Consider the following 21,040-nt stretch of genomic DNA (forward strand, 5'->3'; position numbering starts at 1 on the left):
GCATGGCCAGTGTTCGGACCTACTCGGATCTCGATGTCGCGGTTCGCAGCGACACGTCGGACGTGGGCGAGGGACCCGTCTTCGATCCTCACACCGGCCGGCACGGAGGACGTGAGGTACGCCGATACGATCCGACCGGGCGCGTGGTCGGGGTCGTTCCGGTGCCCGTCCTGCAGCCGTCGAGCTGTGCCTTCGGTCCGGACGGCCGTCTGTACATCACCCCTGCGTGCAACGGGCTGTCTCGGAAGGAACCGGCGATGTCAGGATCCGTTTTCGTCGGCGAGACCGGCACCACGGGGGTTCCCGTGCAGCCGTTCCGCGCTTGAACCGCCAGGAGTTTCGATGGCACGCGTACTGATTACCGGGGCCAGCGATGGCCTGGGGCTGGCTGCCGCACGCTCCCTCATCGCTGACGGGCATGCGGTGACCGCCCATGTACGAAGCGAGGGGCGGGCCGAGGAGGTCAGCGATCTGCTCGCCGGAGCCGAAGCCGTCATCACCGGCGACCTGGCCGACCGCCAGGAGACCGTCGACGTAGCCCGGCAGGCCAACATGCTCGGACGCTTCGACGCAGTCATCCACAACGCCGGAATCGGATCGAACGAACCGAAGAAGATCACCACCCGCGACGGCAACGCGCACGTCCTCGCCATCAACGCGCTGGCCCCTTTCCTGCTGACTGCTCTGATCGAACGGCCGAAGCGGCTGGTCTACGTCACCAGCGGTATGCACCTTCGAGGCACTGCCAACGTGCGGGACATGAACTGGGAAACCCGTTCGTGGGACGCAGAGCAGGCCTACGCGGACAGCAAGCTCGCCATGATCACCCTGGCGTTCGCCGTCGCGCGGATCTGGCCGGACGTCCTCGCCAACGCGATGGAGCCAGGATGGGTGCCGACGAAGATGGCGGGCTACAACGCGCCGGACGACCTGTCGCTGGGGCACGTCACGCAGATCTGGCTTGCGGTCGCCGACGATCCACGGGCCGCGGTCACCGGCCGCTACTTCTACCACCAGCAAGAGCAGGAACCACTTCCCCTCGCACATGATGAGCGGTTCCAGGAGGAGGTGCTCAAGGCCATGGAAGCGCTGACCTCCGTAGTGCTGCCTCGTTGACGTACCTGCCGCCGGCTGCCGAGGGCCCGGCACCTGACCCTTGAGCGTCTTGGCAGCACCACGAAGCGGCGACCTCCAGGTGTTCGGCCACCCGCATCATGCGGGTGGCCGACTCCATACCGCCGGTGGCGTTGCCTCTCGCGTCCACTACAAGCGAGCGCACAAGGGACCAACCGACGACGTCATCGTCTACCAGCGCAACGTCACCGATTCGCCGCGCCCCAGCCGTACGGTCCGGGTCACTCCGCCGGCGACGACCTCGGTGGTACGGCCGCCCACGCTGCGGATCACCGCTTCCCTGGCCTTGCCGTTGCTCCAGGACAGGTCGACGGTGAAGCCGCCGCGGGCGCCGACACCGGTGAACTGCCCGTGCTCGGCCCACGCGTCGGGCAGCGCGGGAAGCAACTCGATCCGGCCGGGGCGGGAGTACAGCAGCATGTCGACCACCGCCGCCGGAGTGCCGAAGTTCGCCTCGATCTGGAAGATGCTGCTGGTGGAATCGAGCGGCCAGATGTCGAAGAGGTTGAGGGCCGTTCCGTCGGTGCTGCCCGTCGAGGGCCGCAGGTTCGTAAGGATCATCTCGTACGCCTTCTCGCCGTCCTTGAATCTGGCCCAGCACAAGGCACGCCAGGCGTTGGCCCAGCCGTACGGGGCCGTGCTGCGGGCGACGAGCAGGTTCCGAACCCCGGTGATGAGGTCGGCGGGCGAGGACTCCAGGCTGATGCGGTCGCCGGGGAAGAAGCCGATGAGCGGCGAGAGGTGGCGGTGCTGGACTTCGCCGAGGTTGTCCGGCGTCATCCACTCCTCCAGCCAGCCGGTGGTGGGGCTGACCTGCGGGAGATAGAGGCGGTCACGCAGGCCGTCGATGACCCGCCGGTAGGCCGAGTCCTTGCCGAGTGTCGCACTCGCGGTGTGGAAGTTGGTGAACAGCGCCCACACCAGTTCTTGAGCGTAGGTGATGCCCAAGGCGTCCTGTGGTCCCTGCTCGGGTGACCAGTCCTTGTCGTCCACGAGGACCTCGCGCGGCTGTCCGGTGACGGGGTCGGTGACGGTGACGGTCACCAGCCGGGCCTCCCAGAACTCGCAGGCGCCCTTGAGCAGCGGGTAGATGCGAGCGAGCAGCCGGGTGTCCTGCGTGTACTCGTAGTGCTCGAAGATCGTGTTCACAAGCCAGGCACTCCCCGCCGGGTGCCACTGCCAGCCTGAGCCGCCGTAGATGTTGGTGGAGATGCCAATGGTCCAGCCGGCCACCTTGCCCGAGGAGTTGCGGAAACGGTTGCGCGGGTCGTTGAAGAGCCGCACCGTGTTGTCGCTCCAGGAGGGCAGCTGGGCCAGGCAGTAGTCGGTAAGCGCGTCGAAGCAGCCGGGCAGGCCAGTCCGGTCGGGCATCCAGTAGTTCATCTGGATATTGATGTCGGTGTGATAGTCGCCCATCCACCCGGGACTGTTGGTGTCGATCCACGACGCCTGCAGACCCATCGGCAAGCTGTCACGCGAGCCGCAGATCATCAGGTAGCGGCCGAACTGAAGATAGGACGCCTCCAGTTCGGGATCGGGTGCGGCGCCGTCCTGGGCGCGGGCCTGGAGGCGGGTCCAGGTGTCGAGTTGGCGCTGCTGTTTGGTCGAGGTTCCGAGCGACAGCGTCATGGCGTCGAAGAGACGGCGGTAGTCGGCGATGTGGGTGTTACGCAGGCTATCGGGCGCGTGGCGGGCTGCCGCAGAGACCTTTTCCCGGGCCAGAGCCTGAGGATCGACGGACGGGTCGCGGTAGCCGCGGGAGAAGTCGGGGGAGTAGTCGGTGCCGCCGCTGAAGATGACAGTCAGGTCGGCGCAGCCGGTGAAGTCCACACCGGCGGCGTTGACTTCCACCTGCCCGGTGCGGCTGACCGCCGTGATGGCGGCGCCGTAGCGCAGGCCGTTGTCGAAGGTGGCGCCGAAGGAAGCGTTGGCGTCGGAGGTGTTGGCGACGTTGTTTTCGCCGTGGGTGCCGGCCAGGGTGATCCGACCGGTGTAGGTGCCGCCGCCGCTCTGCGAGAAGCGCACGACCACGACATCATCAGGGTGGCTGGCGTACACCTCGCGCCGGTATGTCACGCCTTTCTGCGTGTAGGAGGCGGTGACCAGGCCGTTGCTGAGGTCCAGGGTGCGGCGGTAGCCGGTGACGGAGTCCAGGGTGTGGCCGGGTATCTCGACGGTGAGGTGGGCGAGTTGGGTCAGCGAGCCGAACGTCACCGGGTCATAGGGGAACTGGCCGTCGCTGCTGAGCACGTCGTTGCGCCCGCCGCCACTCCACAGGGTGGCGTCGGTGATGTAGAGCGCTTCGTTGGCGGGGTCCCCGCTGACGAGGGCGCCGAGCCGTCCATTGCCGATGGGCAGGCCCTGCTGGATCATGTTGTCCGCGGCTGCGGGCGCCGTATACCACAGGCACACCGCCGTGCTGTCGTCCACCCGGGGATCGGTGGCGGGCCGGTCCGGCTCGGCCGCGGCGGCGGTGAAGGCCGGGAGTCCAGCGAAAGCGGCGAGGGATCCCGCGGCACCGGCGCCGGTCAGCGCAAGAAAGCTCCGACGACTCGGAGACTGAGGGCGGGCAGGCTGGCGTGAGCTCATGAGGGCTACTCCTCCTGGGGAGTTCTGATACGCATCAGGTGCTGTCCAGAAACGCAGGAGCAACATAGATCCACTGATTAGGCAGCTCAAGGTCCCTGACATTCGCATAGGACATCCCATGTATTCGTGGAATGTCAGTGGCGTCGGCCTCGGCTCAACTCAGGTGTGCCTCACCTTGGTGCTGGCGGCGCCGACCCGGCACCGTGGCGAGGTGCGTGGGGAGGTTCCGGCTCTGCCCCGATGCGGCCTCCGGCCGCCGCGACCGGGCGTTATTCCCATTGCGGATGGCCCAAATCCCAAAGTCGTCGTTGTTACGCGCATATTTCCCGTGACTCAATGTGTTCCGTATTCGAACCTCTGGGCAGCGTGCACCGCACGTTTAGGAAGGATAGGGATGGGACTAGACGCCTCTGCCGACGCGTTCGGCGTGCTGTCGCCAGCGCTGGTGGACCTACCGCCCGGCGACGCCGGTTCTGTGATCACGTCCGTGGAGACCTATGCGTTGGCCGTGCCCCTCAAGCAGCCGATCGCCGATTCCACAGCGTCGCTGCGGTCCTGGATCGTTCCGGTGGTCGAGATCCGCACCGCGGACGGACGTGTCGGAACGGGCATCTCCGGGGTGCACTGCGGTCCGGAGTTGCTGTGCGACGTCATCAGCCGCTACTACGCGCCCGCGTTGCTTGGAGCCGCGTCCGAGGACATTCTCGGGACCTGGAAGCGATTGTACTGGCTTCCCACCCATTGGCTCGGCCGGGCCGGCGTTGTGCACATGGCACTGGCGATGGTCGACATCGCGCTGTGGGATCTCGCGGCGCAACGGGCCGGGGTACCGCTGTGGCGGCTGCTGGGCGGCAGCGCCGAGGCGATCGAGACCTACAACACCGACGGAGGCTGGTTGAACTATCCGGTCGACACGCTGGTGCGGGATGTGAACTCGCTGATCGATCGCGGCTGGCATCGAGTGAAAGTCAAGGTTGGCAAGTCTGACTGGCGTGAGGACGCCCAGCGGGTACGGGCAGTTCGCCGAGCGATCGGCGACGACATCACGCTGATGTGCGACGCAAACCAGCGCTGGGATTTGTCGACGGCCGGCCGGCTTCTGCCGGTTCTGGAAGAGGTCGGCATGGACTGGATCGAAGAACCCTTGCATGCCGACGCTCTGGACGGGCACGCCCGGCTGCAACGGGACACGCGCGTCGACATCGCCGCCGGGGAGAGCCTGTACTCCTACCATCACTTTGCCAGCTTCATTGCGGCCGACGCGATTCGCGTGGTGCAGGTGGATGTGACCCGAGTCGGCGGTGTCACCGAATGGCTTCAGGTCGCTCAGCACGCGGCCGCGCGCGGGTTGCGGATCGCCCCGCATGCCGGCGACATGATGCAGGTACACCAGCACCTCGTCGGCACGGCGCTGAGTGACGTGCCACCGCTGGTCGAGTTCATCCCGTGGACGCAGGACGCGTTCGAGCAACGCAGCGTGGTGCACGAGGGCTACCTGGAGCGTCCACAATTTCCCGGCGCGTCAACGGCCATCCATCGCGACGCCCGCCGCCAATGGCAGATCCGCGGTGTCGGCCGCGTCACCGATCAGGGCGGTACCGCCGCCAAGCCACACCGGCTCCCAACGATCAACGCCCGTAGCGAAGGAGAAGCACAGTGAAGCGCAGGACCGGTTTTGCTCTTATGGCCTCGACACTGGCCGCCTTGTTGCTCCTCAGCGCGTGTGGCAGCGGGAGCTCCCCGGGCGACGGGGGATCCGGCAGCGGCAAGAAGTTGGTGATCGGCGACATCCTCTTCGACACCGACGCCTACCAGATCGCCCAGCAGAAGCAGATGCAGAAGTACGCCGACAGCCTGGGCATCAAAATCATCTTCGAGAATCAGCAGGGGCAGGGCACCAACGCACCTAACCTGATGCAGGACCTGCAGGCCCGCGGCGTCGACGGCATCATCATGCAGCCGGCCAACGCGAACGTCGCAGCTCCGCTCGTCAAGCAGGCTCAGGCCCAGAAAATTCCGGTACTCGGCTGGGCGATCCCGTTCGGGACTGGAGTGACCGCACCGTACGTCGGGCTGGAGGAGAAGACGGAGACCGAGGCCGCCGGCAAGGCCGCCGCCCAATACGTTCAGAAGTACTTCCCGGGACAGCCCGTCAAGGTGTTGATCGTCACGATCACCGGCGTCTCCTCTTGTTCCGACGACCGGATGGGGCCCTTCGAGCAGGGAGTCAAGTCCGTCGCACCGAACGCCCAGATCACGACCGTCAACGGCGGGGCCGATCGGAACACGGCGGTGACCGTCGCACAGGATGCCCTGCAGCGCGACAAGGGCTACAACATCGCCACCGGCTGCAACTCCGACATGGCGATGGGAGCCCTGCAAGCCTTCAAGTCCGCGGGCCTGGGCGGGGCGACAAACAAGAAGCCCGACCACACCTACTTCTACAGCATCAATGGAACCGACGAGGAACTGCGCGCGCTGACCGACCCGACCTCACCCCTGATGGCCGATCTCGGGCTGACCCCTAAAGAGGTGTCCAAGACCTTGATCGACACCATGGAGCAGATGATCAGCGGCAAGATCCCGGCGTACAGCAACCACACCCTCAGCGTCCCCGACAAGCCGCTCGGGCCCGACTGCACCGCCGCGAACGACTTCAACAAGTCCGAGTACTTCGCGACAACGAATCTGCCCTGTGTCGGCAACTGAGCCGATACCCGGCGCGACGTGCCTACGGACACACGAGTAACACGGAGGAGTCACTATGGACACGGCAGGCGGCACCGACCTGCTCGTGGTCGACGAGCTGACCAAGAGCTACGACGGTGTTCAGGCGCTGCGAGGTGCGAACCTCGTGGTCAAGCGCGGAGAGATCCACGCGCTCCTCGGCGAGAACGGGGCCGGTAAGTCCACCCTGATCAAGAGCCTCGCCGGCGCCGTCAAACCCGACTCGGGAACGATCACATTCGAGGGAGAGGGCGTCGAGTTCGGCTCGCGAGCCGACTCGATGAGCCGCGGCATCAGCGTCATCTTCCAGCACGCCAACCTGGTTCCGCAGCTGACCGTCGCGGAGAATGTCGTACTCGGCAACGAGCAACGGCTGTTCGGCTATCTCCGCGATGGCCGGCAGCGGCAGGCGACCAACGAAGTCCTGGCTCGTCTGGGCATGAGCATCGACCTGAACCGGACCGCCGCGAGCCTGAGTGCCGGCGAGCGACAGCTCGTCGAGATCGCTCGTGCGCTGCTGCAGCAGACGAAATTGTTGATCCTCGACGAGCCCACCGCCTCACTGGGAACCGAAGAGGTGGAGCACCTGCATCGCGTGCTGCTCGAGCTACGCGACAGCGGCATCGGCATCATCTACGTCTCGCACCGGCTGGAAGAGGTGCTCTCCGTCAGCGACCGGCTGACCGTCCTGCGCGATGGCCGAACCGTCGGCACCAAAAGCGCCGCCGGGACGAGCACCGCCGACGTCATCCAGTTGATGATCGGCCGCGACGCCTCCCACGTCTTCCGCAAGACCTCCGATGCCCGTGAGGAGATCGCGCTCAGGGTGCGAGATCTGACCACCCCGAGCGGGCTCCAAGGCGTCAGCTTCGACCTGCACGCCGGCGAGATCCTCGGCGTCTACGGACTGCTCGGCTCTGGCCGTACCGAACTCGCCCGCGCCATCTACGGAGCCGACCCGATCGACGGCGGCATGATCGAGACACCCACCGCGCCGACCGGGCGCAAGAGGAATCCCTATCGAGCCGCCCGTGCGGGCATCGGCCTCGTGCCGGAGGAACGCACCACCCAGGCGATGTTCCCGTTGCTGTCGATCACCGACAACATGAGCTCGGGGAAGCCGTGGCTCTCCACCAAATGGGGTGTCATTCGCAACCGGCAGCGTCGCCACCTCGTCGAGGAGATGGCTGGGCGGGTTCGGCTCAAGGCGGCATCGACGGGTCAGAGCATCGCAGCACTCTCCGGCGGAAACCAGCAGAAGGTCATTCTCGGGCGATGGATGCTCGGCGGCTCCAGCCTGCTCATCCTCGACGACCCCACCGTCGGAGTCGACATCGGCGCCAAGGAGGAGATCTACCGACTCATCTCGGAGCTGACCGCGGACGGCACGGCGGTGCTGCTGCTGTCCTCCGAACTGCCCGAGGTACTCGGCCTGTCCGATCGCGTCATCGTCCTCTTCCACGGTGCGGTCGCCGCCACCTACACCAGCAATGACATTTCCGAACAGGCGCTGCTGCGCGCGGCGCACGGGGAGGCAGCATGACCAGTCTTGAAAGCGTCGCCGACGACACCGTCCCAGCACAAAGGTCCCCGATGCGGGCCGGGTTGGGGATCTGGTTCGCGCGGCCCACGAGCAAGACGCTGGTCATGAACATCGGCATCCTCATCGTCCTGAGCGTGTGGCTGTCCTTCGCGACCAGTCAGTTCACGACGTCCCGGAACATCACCAACGTCCTCGGCCAGATCTCCTTCATCGGGATGTCCGCCTGCCTGGTCACTCTCGTCATGATCGCCGGCGGCCTGGACCTTTCCATCGGCTCCATCATCGCGGTCGCCGGCGTCACCGCCGCCAAGTTTGTCGCAGACGCCCACTGGCCTCTCGGATGGGCGTTTCTCATGGGCGTCCTGGCCGGCGGCGTCATCGGAGCCCTCAACGCCTTCCTCATCGTGGGGATGAAGATCAACCCAGTGATCACCACGCTCGGCACCATGTACATCGGCCGGGGTCTGGCGAACGTCGTCGCTGGTGGATCCCCGGTCACCGGTGTGCCGTTCTCCTTCAACAATCTGGCAACCTCTGCCGTGGGACCGGTCCCCGTCCCAGTCGCGATCTTCGCCGTGATCGCCCTCATCATGATCTTCGTCGAGCGCAAGACCATCCTCGGTCGGTGGACCATCGCCAGCGGAGGAAATCAAGAGGCGGCTCGCCTCTCGGGAATCCCGATCAACCGTACCCGAGTCACGCTCTACATCCTGTCCGGCCTCGCGGCCGGCGTCGCGGGCATCCTCATGAACTCCCGCATCGCCACCGGCGACCCGAATTCCGGCACTGGCTTCGAATTCGACGTCATCGTCGCCGTCGTCCTCGGCGGTACCGCCATCACCGGCGGACAGGGAACGATCATCGGTTCGATCGTGGGCGTCCTGATCGTGGGCGTCCTGAACAACGGCCTCAACCTGCTGGGCGTGTCGACCTTCTACCAGAACATCGTCCAAGGCGGTGTGCTCATCTTCGCCGTCGGCATCGACGAGGTGTTCCGGCATACCTGGCGCACCATCCTGAGACGGCAGCGCCACTGAAGCCGCTGACCAGAGCCAAGCCCACAACAACAACGAGAGAAAGGGAGGACTGCCCATGTCCGCCACCCCACGAGAAGTGGCCGAATCCTACTGGCGCGCCGAGGAAAGCCGAGACATCGCGCGTATCCTGTCCCACTTCCATGAGGACGCCGTCTTCCATCCCGTATCCGGTCCACTCAAAGGCCACGCCGAGATCCGCACCTTCTACGACGGCATGGGCGACGCCTTCCCCGGCCTGGAAGTAACCATCACCCACGAAATCAGCTCCGGTGATGAGGCGTGCCTCGAATGGGAAGCGGTCCTCATCGACCACGACGGCGTGCGGATCCCCATCCGAGGCGTCAACGTCGTGCATGTACACGACGGAAAATTCGCGTCGGTCCGCGCCTACTTCGACCCCACGCAGTTCCCGACGACAGGCGGCCAGAAGTGATCGACTTGTACGCGACCCAGCAGATCGGAGACACCGGGCTGCGCGTGCCGCGGATCGGACTCGGCACCGCCTCGCTCGGCAACTTCCTGCGCCCCATCAGCGACGAAGACGCCACGGCGGTCATCACGCGAGCATTGGAACGCGGCACGCGTTACCTCGACACCGCCCCGCTGTACGGACACGGCCTCGCTGAACAGCGCGTCCGAGCGGCGATCGCCGGCATTCCCCGCGAGGAACTCGTGATCTCCACCAAGGTCGGCCGGCTTTTGCGCGAAGACGCGCCCCGCGACGAGAGTCAGTACTTCAACGGGGAACCGTTCTACAAGGACGTCCCGTCCGCGGGCCCGGTTTGGGACTTCAGTGAGAAAGGTGTCCGCCAGTCGGTAGAGGAAAGCATGCAGCGCGTCGGTGTCGATCGGTTCGACATCCTTCACATGCACGACCCCGACGAGCATTTCGAGCAGGCAAGCACCACCGGGTACAACGCGCTGAGCAAGCTGCGGGCCGACGGCAAGGTGCAGGCCATCGGCGCAGGCATGAACCGCACCCCGGTCCTGACGGAACTCGTCCGCGACTGCGACCTCGACGTCATCCTCCTCGCCGGCCGATACACGTTGCTCGACCAAACCGGGATGGACGAACTCCTTCCCATGTGCGCACGGCGCAAGACCTCGGTCGTCGCCGGGGGAGTGTTCAACAGCGGCATCCTCATCGACCCGGAGCCGGGTACCACCTTCGACTACGTTCCCGCGTCCTCGGAAGTCCTGGAACGTGCGCACCGCATCCGCAGCATCTGCGCCCGCCACGACATCCCCATGGCCGCTGCCGCCGTGCAGTTCCCTCTTGCCCACCCCCAGGTGTGCAGCGTGCTGCTCGGGCCCAGGTCACTCGACGAACTCGATATGGACCTCGGGCTCCTGTCCGTCGACATCCCCTCGGCCCTCTGGGCTGACCTTCGCGCGGATAACCTGATCCGGCCCGATGCGCCCTGCCCAGAGTAGAGAGGATCGCCCGATGAACGATCGTATTGAACGTATCGATGCTCACCACCACTTTTGGGATCCGGACCGTTATACCTACCCCTGGATGGCCGGCCGTGAGATGGACCCTGTACGGAGAGCATTCGGGCCAGGCGATATGCAGCCGCTGCTCGACGCCGCCGATATCACCGGAACCGTACTCGTCCAGACGTTGTCAGACGAGGGTGAGACCCGGGAATTCCTCCGGGTCGCGGCCTCGACACCATTCGTCCGCGGAGTCGTCGGCTGGGTCGACCTCACCTCGCCGCAGGTAGGGGACGCCCTGGACGCCCTACTCGCCGAGGACAACGGCCGGTTCCTCGTCGGCATCCGCCACCAGGTACACGACGAAAGCGACCCGAACTGGCTGTGCCGGGACGACGTGCGCCGCGGCCTGCGAGCCGTAGCCGACCGCGGCCTCAGCTACGACCTTCTGGTACGTGCGCGGGAAGTACCGGCAGCGGTCGCGACGGTCAAGGCGCTGCCGGAGCTGAACTTCGTCGTGGACCACATCGCCAAGCCGACGATCGCCGCAGGCGCCGACGGCCTCTGGGCCCAGTGGATGCCGGCCCTTGCCCAATGCCCCAACGTGACGGTGAAGCTCTCCGGCATGATCACCGAGGCGGACTGGGCCTCCTGGACCCCCAATGATCTCCGGCCGTTCGTCAGTCGTATCTACCAGTGGTTCGGCGCGGACCGCCTCATGTTCGGATCCGATTGGCCCGTCTGCCTGCTTGCCGGCACCTACGAGTCTGTTATCGAGGGGTTGACCGCTGCCATCGGCACACTGAGCGAAGCCGAGACTGCGGCGCTCTTCGGCGGCACAGCTCACGCCTTCTACCGCCTGGGGGACCGTACGGTCTCCAGTGGTGCCTGATTGGTTTCGGATCTCAAGCACGTCGGCGGAGACTTCTCTGACATTCCGGGCGAGTTCATCGACTCGTCAGCGGTGACCTGGGCATGGCCGAAGAAGTGGTCAGCCAGGACACGATGATCGATCGGTGTCCGGGCACACGTCGCGGGAGCTGACGACTTTGCCCGGACCCGGGCGGCGGTGGGGTGACGAACACCGGCCGCGGGCGGGGCCTTTGAGCAGTCGGGGCAGCAGGCAGGCGGTGCCGGCGTCCCAGTAGACGGTCTCCAGTGGCGCTGGTCCTTGGCGACCTTCTTCAATGCGCCGTGCACCGCGAGTACGACGTTATCCAGTCGCTTGTTCACCTTCCGCCGCGTCGGCCCAAGGTCACCACCGCCACCCTGAGCCGCACGATCACCGACCCGCGCTTCGACGTCCCCACCGCCGCCGCCCGCTTCGGCGACCGCCTCTACCTCGTCAACGCCCGCTTCACCAGCCTCCAAACGCCCGAGACGACGTTCAACGCCGTCGCCGTCTCCCTCTGACTACGCGGAAGCTGACGTACACCGAAGGGGCGGCACCCCGCAGGGGTGCCGCCCCTTCTTCTTGCGCGCCGGAGCCGCCGCCGCGTCGGTGAGGGCTTGCCTCGCGCGCTCGCGGCGATCACCCACCGTGACCGTTTTTCACGCTTCAGGAGCGACCCAGGCTCAACGGGTCGCCTGCTCGACCAGCTCGAGCAGATGCCGGTACGGGTGGCCGGTCGCCCGGCTCATGCCGAGCTCGCAGGTGCGGTTGGCCGAGGCGTACGCGGCGTACGTACGCCCGGCGAGGGCCGCGGCCTCCCGGGCGGTGGCGGACGCCGTCAGCTCCGGATGCAGCATTCCCCGGTCCCCGGCGAACGCGCAGCATCCCCAGTCGGCGGGGACGTCCACCTCCTCGGCGATGGCTGCGGCGACGGCCGTCAGAGCCTCGTTGGCTCCGAGCCGGGTGGAGGAACAGGTCGGGTGCAGCGCGAGGGACGGGAGCCGATCGGTGACCGTGAGCCCCGGCAGCACCTGCTCGTGTACGAAGACCACCGCGTCGATCACGCGGATCCCGCTGCCGTCCAGGAGCTGCTCCAGCCCCTCCGTGCAGGAGGCGGCGTCGGAGACCACCGGCAGGCTGCCCTGGCCGGTCGCCTCCAGCAGGGCCGCGACGACTCGTTGCCGCATCTCGCGGTAGCCGGCCGTCATGCCCTTGGACTTCCAAGGGGTACCGCAGCACAGGCCCTTGATCGCAGCCGGGACCGTGAGCCGGATCTCAGCCCGCTCGCAAAGCGCCAGGAACGCTTCGCCGACCCCGGACGAGTCCTGCGCGGGGCCGAAGATCGAGCCGATGCAGGCCGGGAAGTAGACCGCGTGCGGCTCGTGAGCCTGCTGCGGGCGGCGGCGCGTACCTCCCGAAGGGAGATCCATGTCCCACTGCGGCACGTTGTCGGGACCCAGCAGCCGGCGCGCGGCGGCGGACGCCGCACTCGCTGATCCGGGCAGCTTGGCGGCCACGGTCAGCGCCCGGGCCCCGGCCCCGGTGACGGCGCCCCAGTGCTCGGCGGCCTGGCCCCAGGCCGCCTGCGAGAAATGGCCGCGTTGCTCGGCCCGGAGCCGTTTGACCAGTTCGCCCGTGTCGATGAGGACAGGGCAGGCGGTCTGGCACATGCCGTCGACCGCGCAGGTGTCGATGCCGTCGTAGGCGTAGTCCCGTTCCAGCTCGCCTACCAGGGCGGTGTCCCCGGCGGCCTCGGCGGCGGCCAGCTCACGCCGCAGCACGATCCGCTGCCGGGGGGTGAGGGTGAGGTCCTTGCTGGGGCAGACGGGTTCGCAGTAACCGCACTCCACACAGCGGTCGACTTCCGCCTCCACCTGGGGAGTGCTCTTCAGGTCACGGAGGTGGATCTCGGGGTCGTCCTCCATCAGCACGCCGGGGTTGAGCACCCGGTGCGGGTCGCACAGCTCCTTGACGGCGCGCATCACCTCGTACAGCTCGTCGCCGTACTGGCGGGCGACGTACGGGGCCATGATCCGGCCGGTGCCGTGCTCGGCCTTGAGAGTGCCGCCGTGGGCGAGCACGAGATCGACCATGTCGTCGGTGAAGTCGATGTACCGCTGCGGGCGTACTTCCTTGCTGAAGCGCTCGTTCAACAGGAAGTGGATGTTGCCGTCCTTGGCGTGGCCGAAGATGACGCTCTCCTCATAGCCATGCCGGTCGAACAGGGACAGCAGGCTCTCGCACGTGTCGGCCAGCGAAGGGACCGGGACCGCGATGTCCTCGAGCAGGGCGGTCGTACCGGACGGCCGCGCCCCGGCGACGGCCGCGTACAGGCCCTTGCGCACATGCCAGAGCCCGGCGCGTACCTTGGGGTCCGAGGTGAGCCGGGCGGGCGCGGCGAGCGGCAGTCCGGCCAGCAGCTTCGCGGCCGCCGCGGTACGTACGGCCAGGGCCTCGGCCGCGTCCTCCTGGTACTCCACCAGCAGCGCGGCGTGGCCTTCGACCGTCAGCTTCCGCAGCGTCTCGTCGGCCTTCGGGTCCTGCCGGGCGACGCGGAGCGAGGCCGCGTCGAGCAGCTCGACGGTCGCCGGTCCGTCGGCGACCAGGGCAGGGAGCGAACCGGTCGCGGCGCGCAGGTCAGGGAAGACCAGCAGCCCGGTCGCGGCGTGCGGGCGGACCGGAACGGTCCGGAAGGTGGCTTCGGCGACGAAGGCCAGCGTGCCCTCGCTGCCGACGACCAGGTGGGCGAGGATGTCCACCGGACGGGTGTGGTCCAGGAACGAGTTGACCCCATAACCCATCGTGTTCTTGAGCGCGAACTGCCGTTCGATGATGCGGACCGAGCCGGGATTGTCCCGCACCCGGTCCCGCAGCACTCCGAGTCCCTGGTGCAGCGCCGGCTCCAACGCGCGCAGCCGCTCGTCGGCGTCGGAAGCGCCGGTGTCGATGACGCTGCTGCTCGGCAGCACCAGGACCAGCGACTCCAGCGTGCGGTAGGTGTTGAACTCCGTACCGCAGGCCATGCCGCTGGAGTTGTTGGCGACCATGCCGCCGATGGTGCAGGCCGACTCACTCGCCGGATCCGGGCCGAGCTTGCGCCGGTACGGGGCCAGCCGGGCGTTCACCTGGCGCACCGTCGACCCGGGCTGCACCCGGACCCGGGCCCCGCCGTCCAGGACCTCCACCTCGCGGAAGTGCCGCCGGGTGTCGACCAGTACCCCGCCGGAGACGGCCTGGCCGCTGAGGCTGGTGCCGCCGGACCGGAACGTCAGCGGCGTACCCTGCCGGGCCGCGACCCGGAGCAGCTCCGCGAGCTGCTCGGCACCGGCCGGGGCGACGACGGCCTGCGGGACCAGCAGATAGTGCGAGGCGTCATGGGCCATGGCAAGCCGGTCGACGGCGCGAGTACGCACCCCGCCCGGCATGGCCGCTTCGAGCGCGAGGAGCAGCGTGGGATCGGTGGGATTCATCGGCTGGGTACCACGATCTGCCGCTGGGCGCCGAGAGCGCCGATACCGAGACTGATGACATCGCCGGGCCGCAGGAAGACCGGCGGGTTCATGCCCATGCCGACACCGGGCGGTGTCCCCGTGTTGATCAGGTCGCCGGGTTCGAGCACCATGAACTGGCTGAGGTAGTGCACCAGGTGGTAGACGTCGAACAGCATGGTGGCGGTGTTGCCGCGCTGCCGTGGCTCGCCGTTGACATCCAGCCACAGGTCGAGGCTCCGGACGTCGTCGATCTCGTCCGGGGTGACCAGGTACGGGCCGCAGGGGTTGAACGTCTCGCAGGACTTCCCCTTGGACCACTGGCCGCCCCGCTCCAGCTGGAACGCGCGCTCACTGACGTCGTTGCAGACGACGAAACCGGCGATCGCGGCGCGGGCGGTGTCCAGATCGGGCAGGTACCGGCAGCGGCTTCCGATCACGATGCCGAGCTCCACCTCCCAGTCGGACTTGTCGCTGCCGCGGGGCAGCAGCACGGGGTCGTTCGGGCCGATGAGGGTATTGGGCGCCTTGGTGAAGACGATCGGTTCGGCCGGGACGGCCTGGCCGGTCTCTTCGGCGTGGTCGCTGTAGTTGAGGCCGATGCACAGGATCTGGTGCGGCCGGGCGATCGGGGCGCCTATCCGCTGGCCGTTCAGCGGCCGGGGTCCGGCGGTCAGCAGGCCGTCGCGGCGCAGGGCCTCGAGACGGCGGAGACCGCTGGAGGCGAAGAAGGCCTCGTTGAAGTCGTCGACATGGTCGGACACGTCGAGGTACATGTCATCGTCGATGCGGAGGGCGGGGCGTTCGGCGCCGACAGCGCCGACTCTCATCAAGTACATGGGGGAGTCCTTCTGGACGCGGCTTTTGGGCTGGTGCAGCGGGGTGTCAGTCGCAGACGGTCGATCGCAGGGCGACGACGCCGTCGGGCAGGTCCGCTTCGTCGATGGCGCGCAGGAACGCGCACACTGCCTGGTCGCGCGAGCGGCGCTGGTTCCAGAACAGTGCGACGTCCCGGTAGGCCGTCAGTGATTCGATCGGCCGGGTGACCAGGCCGTCGGTGCTGGTGGTGGTCAGGGCCAGGGTGTTGATGAGCCCGATACCGAACGCCGAGCGGACCAGGGCGACCAGGGTGGCCGGCTGGTCGGTCAGGTAGGCGATGGTCGCCCGGGCGAACTCGGCTCCGAGGACACGCCGCAGATCGAAGCCGCCGCCTTCCTCTTCGGTGCCCGAGGGGTTGCCGATCAGCGGGTTGGCCAGCAGGTCCGGCACGGTAACGGCACGCTGTGCGGACAAGGGGTGATCGGCGCGCATGACGGCGACGATGGGTTCGCGCCAGATCGGGCGGGTACACAGGCCCGCCTCGCGGGTCGCGGGCAGCAGCGGCCGGAATCCGGCGTCGACGGTGCCGGCCACGAGTGCGGCTTCCAGCGAGGCGGCGGTGCCTTCCATGAGTGTCGCGGTGACGCCAGGGTGGTGTCCGGTGAGGACTCGAAGGACTGACGGTAGATAGCTGCAGCTGACGCTGGGGTAGCTGCCGATTACTATCCGGCCCACGGCCAGATCGATCGTGTTCCGGACGGCTTCCACTCCCTGGCGCAGGTGTCCGAGCGCGGCCTCGGCGTAGGGGCGGAACAGCTCGCCGGCCGGGGTCAGCGTGGTCGGCCGGGACTTGCGCTCGAACAGTTTCGCGCCCAGGGCGTGTTCCAGTGCGGCGATGTGTGCGCTGACCCGGGATTGCGACAGGTGCAGCGTCATGGTCGCCGCACCGAAGCCGCCCTGTTCCGCGACTACGAGGAAGCTGTGCAGCCACGTGGTCTGGATCGAGGCGGTCTCGCGCAGCAGCGCATGGCTCAGGTGCTCGCCGGTGGATTCATCAGACATGAGCCACCTATCCATTGTCGTCGCCGACGAGGCCACCGGAGCCAGGAGCTGGTAGCGGCGTCGTGAGGACGATTGTATTAGTGCTGGTCAATGGGGTGCTGTCGAACATGGCTCAGGCCGCTGTCATGCCGCCGTCGACAACCAGCGCGGAGCCGTTGATGAACCGTCCGGACGGCGAGGCGACGAACGCTATGACGTCGGCGATCTCCTGCGGTGTGCCCATCCGGCCGTCGAGCTGCCGGGCGGCCATCTGCCGGCGGGTGGCGTCGGGATCCGGCGCGCCCTCGATGATCTTCTCGATCCATTCCGTCTCCACCGTGCCGGGGCAGACGGCCACACAGCGGATTCCCTGAGCGGCGTGGTCGACTGCGACGGCGCGGGTCAGGCCGACCAGCCCGGCCTTGGAGGCGCAGTACGCTGCCCGGCGCTGGATCCCCACGACCGCCGCGGTGGAGGAGACGTTGACGATGACGCCGGCGCCGCGGTCGAGCATCAGCGGCAGCAGTGCCCGGGTCATCAGGAACGCGCCGGTGAGGTTGATGCCGATGATCCGGTCCCAGTCCTCGTCGCTGGTGTCCACCACGCTGGCGGCGACACCGACGCCCGCGACGTTGGCCAGCACCGCCGGGGTGCCGACGGTCAGCGCGATCTGCCGGGCCACGTCGCCCAGAGCGTGAGCGTCCCGCAGGTCGGCGCGGAAGGTGGTGCCCTTCGCTCCGGTCTCGGCCAGCCGTGCGGAGGTGTCGGCCAGGCCCTGCTCGTCGATGTCGATGAGGACGAGCTGGAAGCCGTCGCGGGCCAGGCGCAGCGCCGTGGCCCGGCCGATACCGGATGCCGCGCCGGTGACTACGGCGATCGGGGGTGCGGGTGTTGTCACTTGTACCGCCTTCCGAGCAGTGAGCCGTCCAAGGCGGCGCTGGTGGTGTAGCGGGCCTCGTTCGAGGCCAGGCAGTAGATCGCCGCGGCGGCCCACTCGGGCTGCGCGACCTCACCGAGCGGGATCTTGTCCGACAAGGCGGCGATCTTGTTGTGGAATCTCATGCGGGTCCGATCGAAGTGATAGGGGTGGTGAACAGGTTGACCGGGTGGCCCCGGTGCGTGGTCTCGGCGTGCGGCACTGAGCCGGACAGCGGCCACCGGGCAGTTGTGTCTCGGTCAGGCCGTGGGACGCGCTGGTGATGAACATGGTGGTCAGGTCGGGGCCGCCGAAGGTGAGGCTGGTCGCTACCGTCCGGCATCGAACGTCGTCGCGATCACAGCACCGCTCCGATCCGCCACGGGGCGATCTCCTCAGTGCCGAACCCGAGCAGCTCGGACTTGCTCGGCTCGCCCGACGCCAGCTCCACCAGGCGCTCGAACAGCCTGATGCCTGCGGCGATCTGCTCCTCGCGGGTGAACGCCGCCCCGGCGTCGAAGTCCATGTCACCGACCATGTGCCGGTACATCCGGCTGTTCGTGGCGATCTTGAGGCAGGGGGCCGGGCGGGATCCGAATACCGAACCGCGGCCGGTAGTGAAGGCCAGCAAGTTCGCCCCGCCGGCCACCATGCCGGTCGCCGACACCGGGTCGTAGCCAGGGGTGTCCATATAGGTCAGACCCGGCGCCTCGACACGCTGGGCGTAGTCGACGACTGCCCGCAGTGGGCTGCTGCCGCCCTTGAGGACGGCGCCCAGCGACTTCTCCCAGATGGTCGTGATGCCCCCGTCGCGGTTGCCGCGCGAGGGATTGTTGTCCAACTCGGCCCCGTTGGCGCGGACGTACTCCTTCCACCACTCCAGGATCTCGTCGAGCCGGTCGGCCAGGCCCGCCTCGGCGGCCCGCGCTGCGAGCAGATGCTCGGCCCCGAAAATCTCCGGAGTCTCCCCGAGGATCGCCCGCCCGCCCGCGGCGACCAGCAGGTCGGCGGCCACTCCCAGGGCGGGGTTGGCGGTCAGGCCGGAGTAGGCGTCGCTGCCGCCGCACTGCAGGCCCAGGGTGAGCCCGGACAGCGGCAGCGGCTCCCGGCGAAGTCCGGCGACACCTTCCGCGATCACCGCGACCCGGCGCAGCGCCTCGTTCACCGTCGCGGCGGACCCGCCCAGCTCCTGGATGGTCAGCTGCTCGACCGGTCGGGGCAGGTCCTCCAGGAAGTGCTCGGGCTGGTTGACCTCACAGCCCAGGCTGACGGAAACGACCCCGACCAGGTTGGGATGGGCGGCATAGCCCTGCAAGGTACGGCGCAGGATCGCATCGCCCCGACCGCCCTCCGCCAGGCCGCAGCCCAGGTCGTGGCCCAGGGCGATCACCCCGTCCAGGCCGGGAGTCCCGGCGTGCGCGGCCTCCGCCGCCTGGGCGACCATCCGGGACACCGTGGCCGCACAGTTCACCGACGGCAGGATTCCGATGTAGTTACGGGTTGCCAGAGCGCCGTCGGGCCGCTTGTAGCCAAGGAAATGGTCGCGCGTCGGGGCCACCGGCGGCGTCCACGCGACGGCGGTCCGCCGGGCGTCGCCGCGATTGGGCGAGGCCGCACCCCTGACCGCGACGTTGTGGACGTGGACATGGCTACCCGGGGTGATCGGAGCCGTCGCGTACCCGATCACGGCACCGTATTTCACGATCGCCTGGCCCGCCGGGATGTCCGTCAGCGCGACCTTGTGGCCGGCCGGGATGTCCTGGGCGATCGGGATCCGCACCGGACCGGCGTCGCAGGGCGCCCCCTCGCGTAGATCAACCAAGGTCAACCCGACGTTGTCGGCGCTGCGGTCGGCCACCAGCAGCTGGGGCCGCCCGGAAGCCGGCACGGTGCCGGCCGTCGTCTCATTCACTCGAGCTCCTTCAAACTGACGTGCGGAGTCCGCTGCCGAAACCGGCGCCTGTCGCTGTCGTGTCACAAACGCTAGGCGGTGGCTGCTGCTGTCGTGAAGCGTGACAAACGGATGGAAACATCCGTCAGACGACTGACACAGTCAATTGCGCGGGCAATCGGCCCTCCACCCGGAATACGGATCGCATCGATCCGTAACACGCGCTCCACCCACCCGTTTCCCCATGACTGCGTTCAACCGGCGGACCACCTCGCGGGGAGCATGATGATCGGCACGAAGACGCCCCTCGATCAGATCGAGCCGGCGAACGCCGCCGCCAGGCGCGACGCGCCCGATGAATTCCGCCGTCCGGGCGCCGGTGCCGGTCCTCGCGATCCGCGCCATCGCCCTGCACGACATCTTCTTCCTGTCCGACCGGCCACACTGGTTCCGGAATTACCGAGAGAATTTCGGCAAGTTTTAGTACCTGACGGAACTGGGCTCGGAGCTGTCGTCGGATTGGCGCGCTGCACATGTGCAGCGGGTGTGAACAGGTGCCGCTGCATGTGACCGGCGCCGGAGGCAGCACCGCGTCGCGCCAACGACGCGACGCGGACCACTGGACGTCGGTAAAACCCAGGTCAACTACCGATCTTGCGGAACAGCCCCTCCTGCATCACGGAGACCAGCAGTTGGCCCTGGCGGTCGTAGATCTGGCCACGGGCAAGCCCACGCGCTCCCGTCGCGATCGGTGATTCCTGCTGGTAGAGGAACCACTCGTCGGCCCGGAAGGGGCGGTGGAACCACATCGCGTGGTCCAGGGAGGCCATGTCGAAGCCGCGAGGTCCCCACAGCGGTTCGATCGGCACCCGTACGGCGTCGAGCAGTGTCATGTCGCTGGCGTAGGTGACCGCGCAGGTGTGCACGAGCGGGTCGTCGCCGAGCGGGCCCACAGCCCGCATCCAAACCGCGCTGCGCGGCTCCGCGTCGGTGACATCCTCGGGGCTCCAGCGCAGCGGCTCGGCGTAGCGCAGGTCGAAGGGCTGGCGGCGGGCCATCCGCTCCAGCGCTTCGGGCAGTTCGCCCAGATGCTCCCGGATCTCGTCGGCGAGCTTCGGCAGGCTCTCCGGGTCCGGCACCGCCGGCCTCGGCAGTTGATGTTCGAAACCTGGCTCCGGTTGATGGAAGGAGGCGGTCAGATGGAAGATCGTCCGGCCCTGCTGGATCGCCACCACCCGCCGGGTGGTGAACGACCGGCCGTCCCGCACCCGCTCGACCTGGTACACGATCGGCACGCCCGGCCGCCCGGGCCGCAGGAAGTACGCGTGCAGCGAGTGCACCGGCCGTTCGCCGTCCGTGGTCCGCCCGGCCGCGACCAGCGCCTGGCCCGCGACCTGTCCGCCGAAGACGCGCTGCAGACGCTCGTCAGGGCTCTGGCCCCGGAAGATGTTCTCCTCGATCTTCTCCAGATCGAGGAGGTCGACCAGCCGCTCGGCGGGGTTGGTCATCGGTCGTGCCCCTTCGTC

The 21,040-nt window shown here is 67.8% G+C and carries 18 protein-coding genes and 1 pseudogene; 11 read left to right on the forward strand and 8 right to left on the reverse strand.

Translation table 11 applies throughout. The features are described from left to right. Window positions 1-2 precede the first annotated feature (2 nt). Both EFK10_RS39635 and EFK10_RS39640 read left to right on the forward strand, forming a co-directional pair. Window positions 3-326, forward strand: coding sequence for an SMP-30/gluconolactonase/LRE family protein (locus tag EFK10_RS39635; RefSeq protein ID WP_240677759.1), 324 nt, complete (start codon window positions 3-5; stop codon window positions 324-326). A gap of 16 nt (window positions 327-342) precedes the next feature. Further along, the gene (locus EFK10_RS39640; protein WP_127360491.1) at window positions 343-1,116 is read left to right on the forward strand and encodes an SDR family NAD(P)-dependent oxidoreductase; all 774 of its coding nucleotides are present in this window, start codon (window positions 343-345) and stop codon (window positions 1,114-1,116) included. A 189-nt stretch (window positions 1,117-1,305) separates the two neighbouring features. Here the strand turns inward: EFK10_RS39640 and EFK10_RS39645 are convergent, their stop codons facing one another. Continuing rightward, on the reverse strand, window positions 1,306-3,723 hold the full coding sequence (locus EFK10_RS39645) for a glycoside hydrolase family 95 protein (RefSeq protein WP_127360492.1): 2,418 nt from the start codon (window positions 3,721-3,723) through the stop codon (window positions 1,306-1,308). A gap of 394 nt (window positions 3,724-4,117) precedes the next feature. Between EFK10_RS39645 and EFK10_RS39650 the strand changes: the two genes are divergently transcribed. The 8 genes and pseudogenes from EFK10_RS39650 to EFK10_RS39690 all read left to right on the forward strand — a co-directional run. Continuing rightward, the gene (locus EFK10_RS39650) at window positions 4,118-5,383 is read left to right on the forward strand and encodes a mandelate racemase/muconate lactonizing enzyme family protein (RefSeq protein WP_127360493.1); all 1,266 of its coding nucleotides are present in this window, start codon (window positions 4,118-4,120) and stop codon (window positions 5,381-5,383) included. Next, entirely contained in the window at window positions 5,380-6,432 is a 1,053-nt protein-coding gene (locus EFK10_RS39655; RefSeq protein WP_127360494.1) for a sugar ABC transporter substrate-binding protein, read from the forward strand. Before EFK10_RS39650 ends, EFK10_RS39655 begins: the two co-directional genes overlap by 4 nt. Window positions 6,433-6,487: 55 nt before the next feature. Then, the gene (locus EFK10_RS39660) at window positions 6,488-7,993 is read left to right on the forward strand and encodes a sugar ABC transporter ATP-binding protein (protein ID WP_127360495.1); all 1,506 of its coding nucleotides are present in this window, start codon (window positions 6,488-6,490) and stop codon (window positions 7,991-7,993) included. Next, window positions 7,990-9,030, forward strand: coding sequence for an ABC transporter permease (locus tag EFK10_RS39665; protein ID WP_127360496.1), 1,041 nt, complete (start codon window positions 7,990-7,992; stop codon window positions 9,028-9,030). The genes EFK10_RS39660 and EFK10_RS39665 overlap by 4 nt, the downstream gene beginning before the upstream one ends. A gap of 55 nt (window positions 9,031-9,085) precedes the next feature. Next, window positions 9,086-9,463: a nuclear transport factor 2 family protein gene (locus EFK10_RS51425; protein ID WP_127360497.1), complete on the forward strand. Its 378-nt coding sequence runs from the start codon at window positions 9,086-9,088 to the stop codon at window positions 9,461-9,463. Then, window positions 9,460-10,464, forward strand: a complete 1,005-nt coding sequence (locus EFK10_RS39675) for an aldo/keto reductase (RefSeq protein ID WP_240677760.1) — start codon at window positions 9,460-9,462, stop codon at window positions 10,462-10,464. The genes EFK10_RS51425 and EFK10_RS39675 overlap by 4 nt, the downstream gene beginning before the upstream one ends. A 13-nt stretch (window positions 10,465-10,477) precedes the next feature. After that, the gene (locus EFK10_RS39680) at window positions 10,478-11,359 is read left to right on the forward strand and encodes an amidohydrolase family protein (RefSeq protein WP_127360499.1); all 882 of its coding nucleotides are present in this window, start codon (window positions 10,478-10,480) and stop codon (window positions 11,357-11,359) included. A 365-nt stretch (window positions 11,360-11,724) separates the two neighbouring features. Further along, window positions 11,725-11,880 (forward strand): annotated as a pseudogene (locus tag EFK10_RS39690) (superoxide dismutase); the annotation flags it as partial. A 162-nt stretch (window positions 11,881-12,042) separates the two neighbouring features. Here EFK10_RS39690 and EFK10_RS39695 read toward each other — a convergent pair. From EFK10_RS39695 to EFK10_RS39715, 6 genes are all read right to left on the reverse strand, one after another. Continuing rightward, on the reverse strand, window positions 12,043-14,829 hold the full coding sequence (locus EFK10_RS39695) for an FAD-binding and (Fe-S)-binding domain-containing protein (protein WP_127360500.1): 2,787 nt from the start codon (window positions 14,827-14,829) through the stop codon (window positions 12,043-12,045). Beyond that, window positions 14,826-15,686 carry a fumarylacetoacetate hydrolase family protein gene (locus EFK10_RS39700; protein WP_127360501.1) on the reverse strand — a complete coding sequence of 287 codons (861 nt, stop codon included), beginning with the start codon at window positions 15,684-15,686 and terminating at the stop codon, window positions 14,826-14,828. Before EFK10_RS39700 ends, EFK10_RS39695 begins: the two co-directional genes overlap by 4 nt. A gap of 46 nt (window positions 15,687-15,732) precedes the next feature. Further along, entirely contained in the window at window positions 15,733-16,728 is a 996-nt protein-coding gene (locus tag EFK10_RS39705; RefSeq protein WP_164836327.1) for a LysR family transcriptional regulator, read from the reverse strand. 112 nt (window positions 16,729-16,840) lie between these two features. Further along, window positions 16,841-17,605: an SDR family NAD(P)-dependent oxidoreductase gene (locus EFK10_RS39710; RefSeq protein WP_164836328.1), complete on the reverse strand. Its 765-nt coding sequence runs from the start codon at window positions 17,603-17,605 to the stop codon at window positions 16,841-16,843. After that, the gene (locus tag EFK10_RS48125) at window positions 17,602-17,769 is read right to left on the reverse strand and encodes a hypothetical protein (RefSeq protein WP_164836329.1); all 168 of its coding nucleotides are present in this window, start codon (window positions 17,767-17,769) and stop codon (window positions 17,602-17,604) included. Before EFK10_RS48125 ends, EFK10_RS39710 begins: the two co-directional genes overlap by 4 nt. Before the next feature lie 212 nt (window positions 17,770-17,981). Then, window positions 17,982-19,535 carry a UxaA family hydrolase gene (locus EFK10_RS39715; RefSeq protein ID WP_240677761.1) on the reverse strand — a complete coding sequence of 518 codons (1,554 nt, stop codon included), beginning with the start codon at window positions 19,533-19,535 and terminating at the stop codon, window positions 17,982-17,984. A gap of 289 nt (window positions 19,536-19,824) precedes the next feature. Here EFK10_RS39715 and EFK10_RS52405 point away from each other — a divergent pair, with 289 nt between their 5' ends. Further along, entirely contained in the window at window positions 19,825-19,998 is a 174-nt protein-coding gene (locus EFK10_RS52405) for a DUF6875 domain-containing protein (protein WP_322973462.1), read from the forward strand. A 157-nt stretch (window positions 19,999-20,155) separates the two neighbouring features. On the opposite strand, the gene EFK10_RS39720 is transcribed toward EFK10_RS52405, so the two are convergent. Continuing rightward, entirely contained in the window at window positions 20,156-21,022 is an 867-nt protein-coding gene (locus tag EFK10_RS39720) for an acyl-CoA thioesterase (RefSeq protein ID WP_127360504.1), read from the reverse strand. Between the last annotated feature and the right edge of the window lie 18 nt (window positions 21,023-21,040).

This window comes from Streptomyces soli (genome assembly GCF_003999195.1).
In the GTDB taxonomy this organism is placed as follows: domain Bacteria; phylum Actinomycetota; class Actinomycetes; order Streptomycetales; family Streptomycetaceae; genus Actinacidiphila; species Actinacidiphila soli.

Excerpts from the sequence above, each read along its gene's own strand:
- EFK10_RS39635 (WP_240677759.1), top strand. The coding sequence starts at position 3 with ATGGCCAGTGTTCGGACCTACTCGGATCTCGATGTCGCGGTTCGCAGC.
- EFK10_RS39640 (WP_127360491.1), top strand. The coding sequence starts at position 343 with ATGGCACGCGTACTGATTACCGGGGCCAGCGATGGCCTGGGGCTGGCT.
- EFK10_RS39645 (WP_127360492.1), bottom strand. The coding sequence starts at position 3,723 with ATGAGCTCACGCCAGCCTGCCCGCCCTCAGTCTCCGAGTCGTCGGAGC.
- EFK10_RS39650 (WP_127360493.1), top strand. The coding sequence starts at position 4,118 with ATGGGACTAGACGCCTCTGCCGACGCGTTCGGCGTGCTGTCGCCAGCG.
- EFK10_RS39660 (WP_127360495.1), top strand. The coding sequence starts at position 6,488 with ATGGACACGGCAGGCGGCACCGACCTGCTCGTGGTCGACGAGCTGACC.
- EFK10_RS39665 (WP_127360496.1), top strand. The coding sequence starts at position 7,990 with ATGACCAGTCTTGAAAGCGTCGCCGACGACACCGTCCCAGCACAAAGG.
- EFK10_RS51425 (WP_127360497.1), top strand. The coding sequence starts at position 9,086 with ATGTCCGCCACCCCACGAGAAGTGGCCGAATCCTACTGGCGCGCCGAG.
- EFK10_RS39680 (WP_127360499.1), top strand. The coding sequence starts at position 10,478 with ATGAACGATCGTATTGAACGTATCGATGCTCACCACCACTTTTGGGAT.
- EFK10_RS39695 (WP_127360500.1), bottom strand. The coding sequence starts at position 14,829 with ATGAATCCCACCGATCCCACGCTGCTCCTCGCGCTCGAAGCGGCCATG.
- EFK10_RS39700 (WP_127360501.1), bottom strand. The coding sequence starts at position 15,686 with ATGTACTTGATGAGAGTCGGCGCTGTCGGCGCCGAACGCCCCGCCCTC.
- EFK10_RS39705 (WP_164836327.1), bottom strand. The coding sequence starts at position 16,728 with ATGTCTGATGAATCCACCGGCGAGCACCTGAGCCATGCGCTGCTGCGC.
- EFK10_RS48125 (WP_164836329.1), bottom strand. The coding sequence starts at position 17,769 with ATGAGATTCCACAACAAGATCGCCGCCTTGTCGGACAAGATCCCGCTC.
- EFK10_RS39720 (WP_127360504.1), bottom strand. The coding sequence starts at position 21,022 with ATGACCAACCCCGCCGAGCGGCTGGTCGACCTCCTCGATCTGGAGAAG.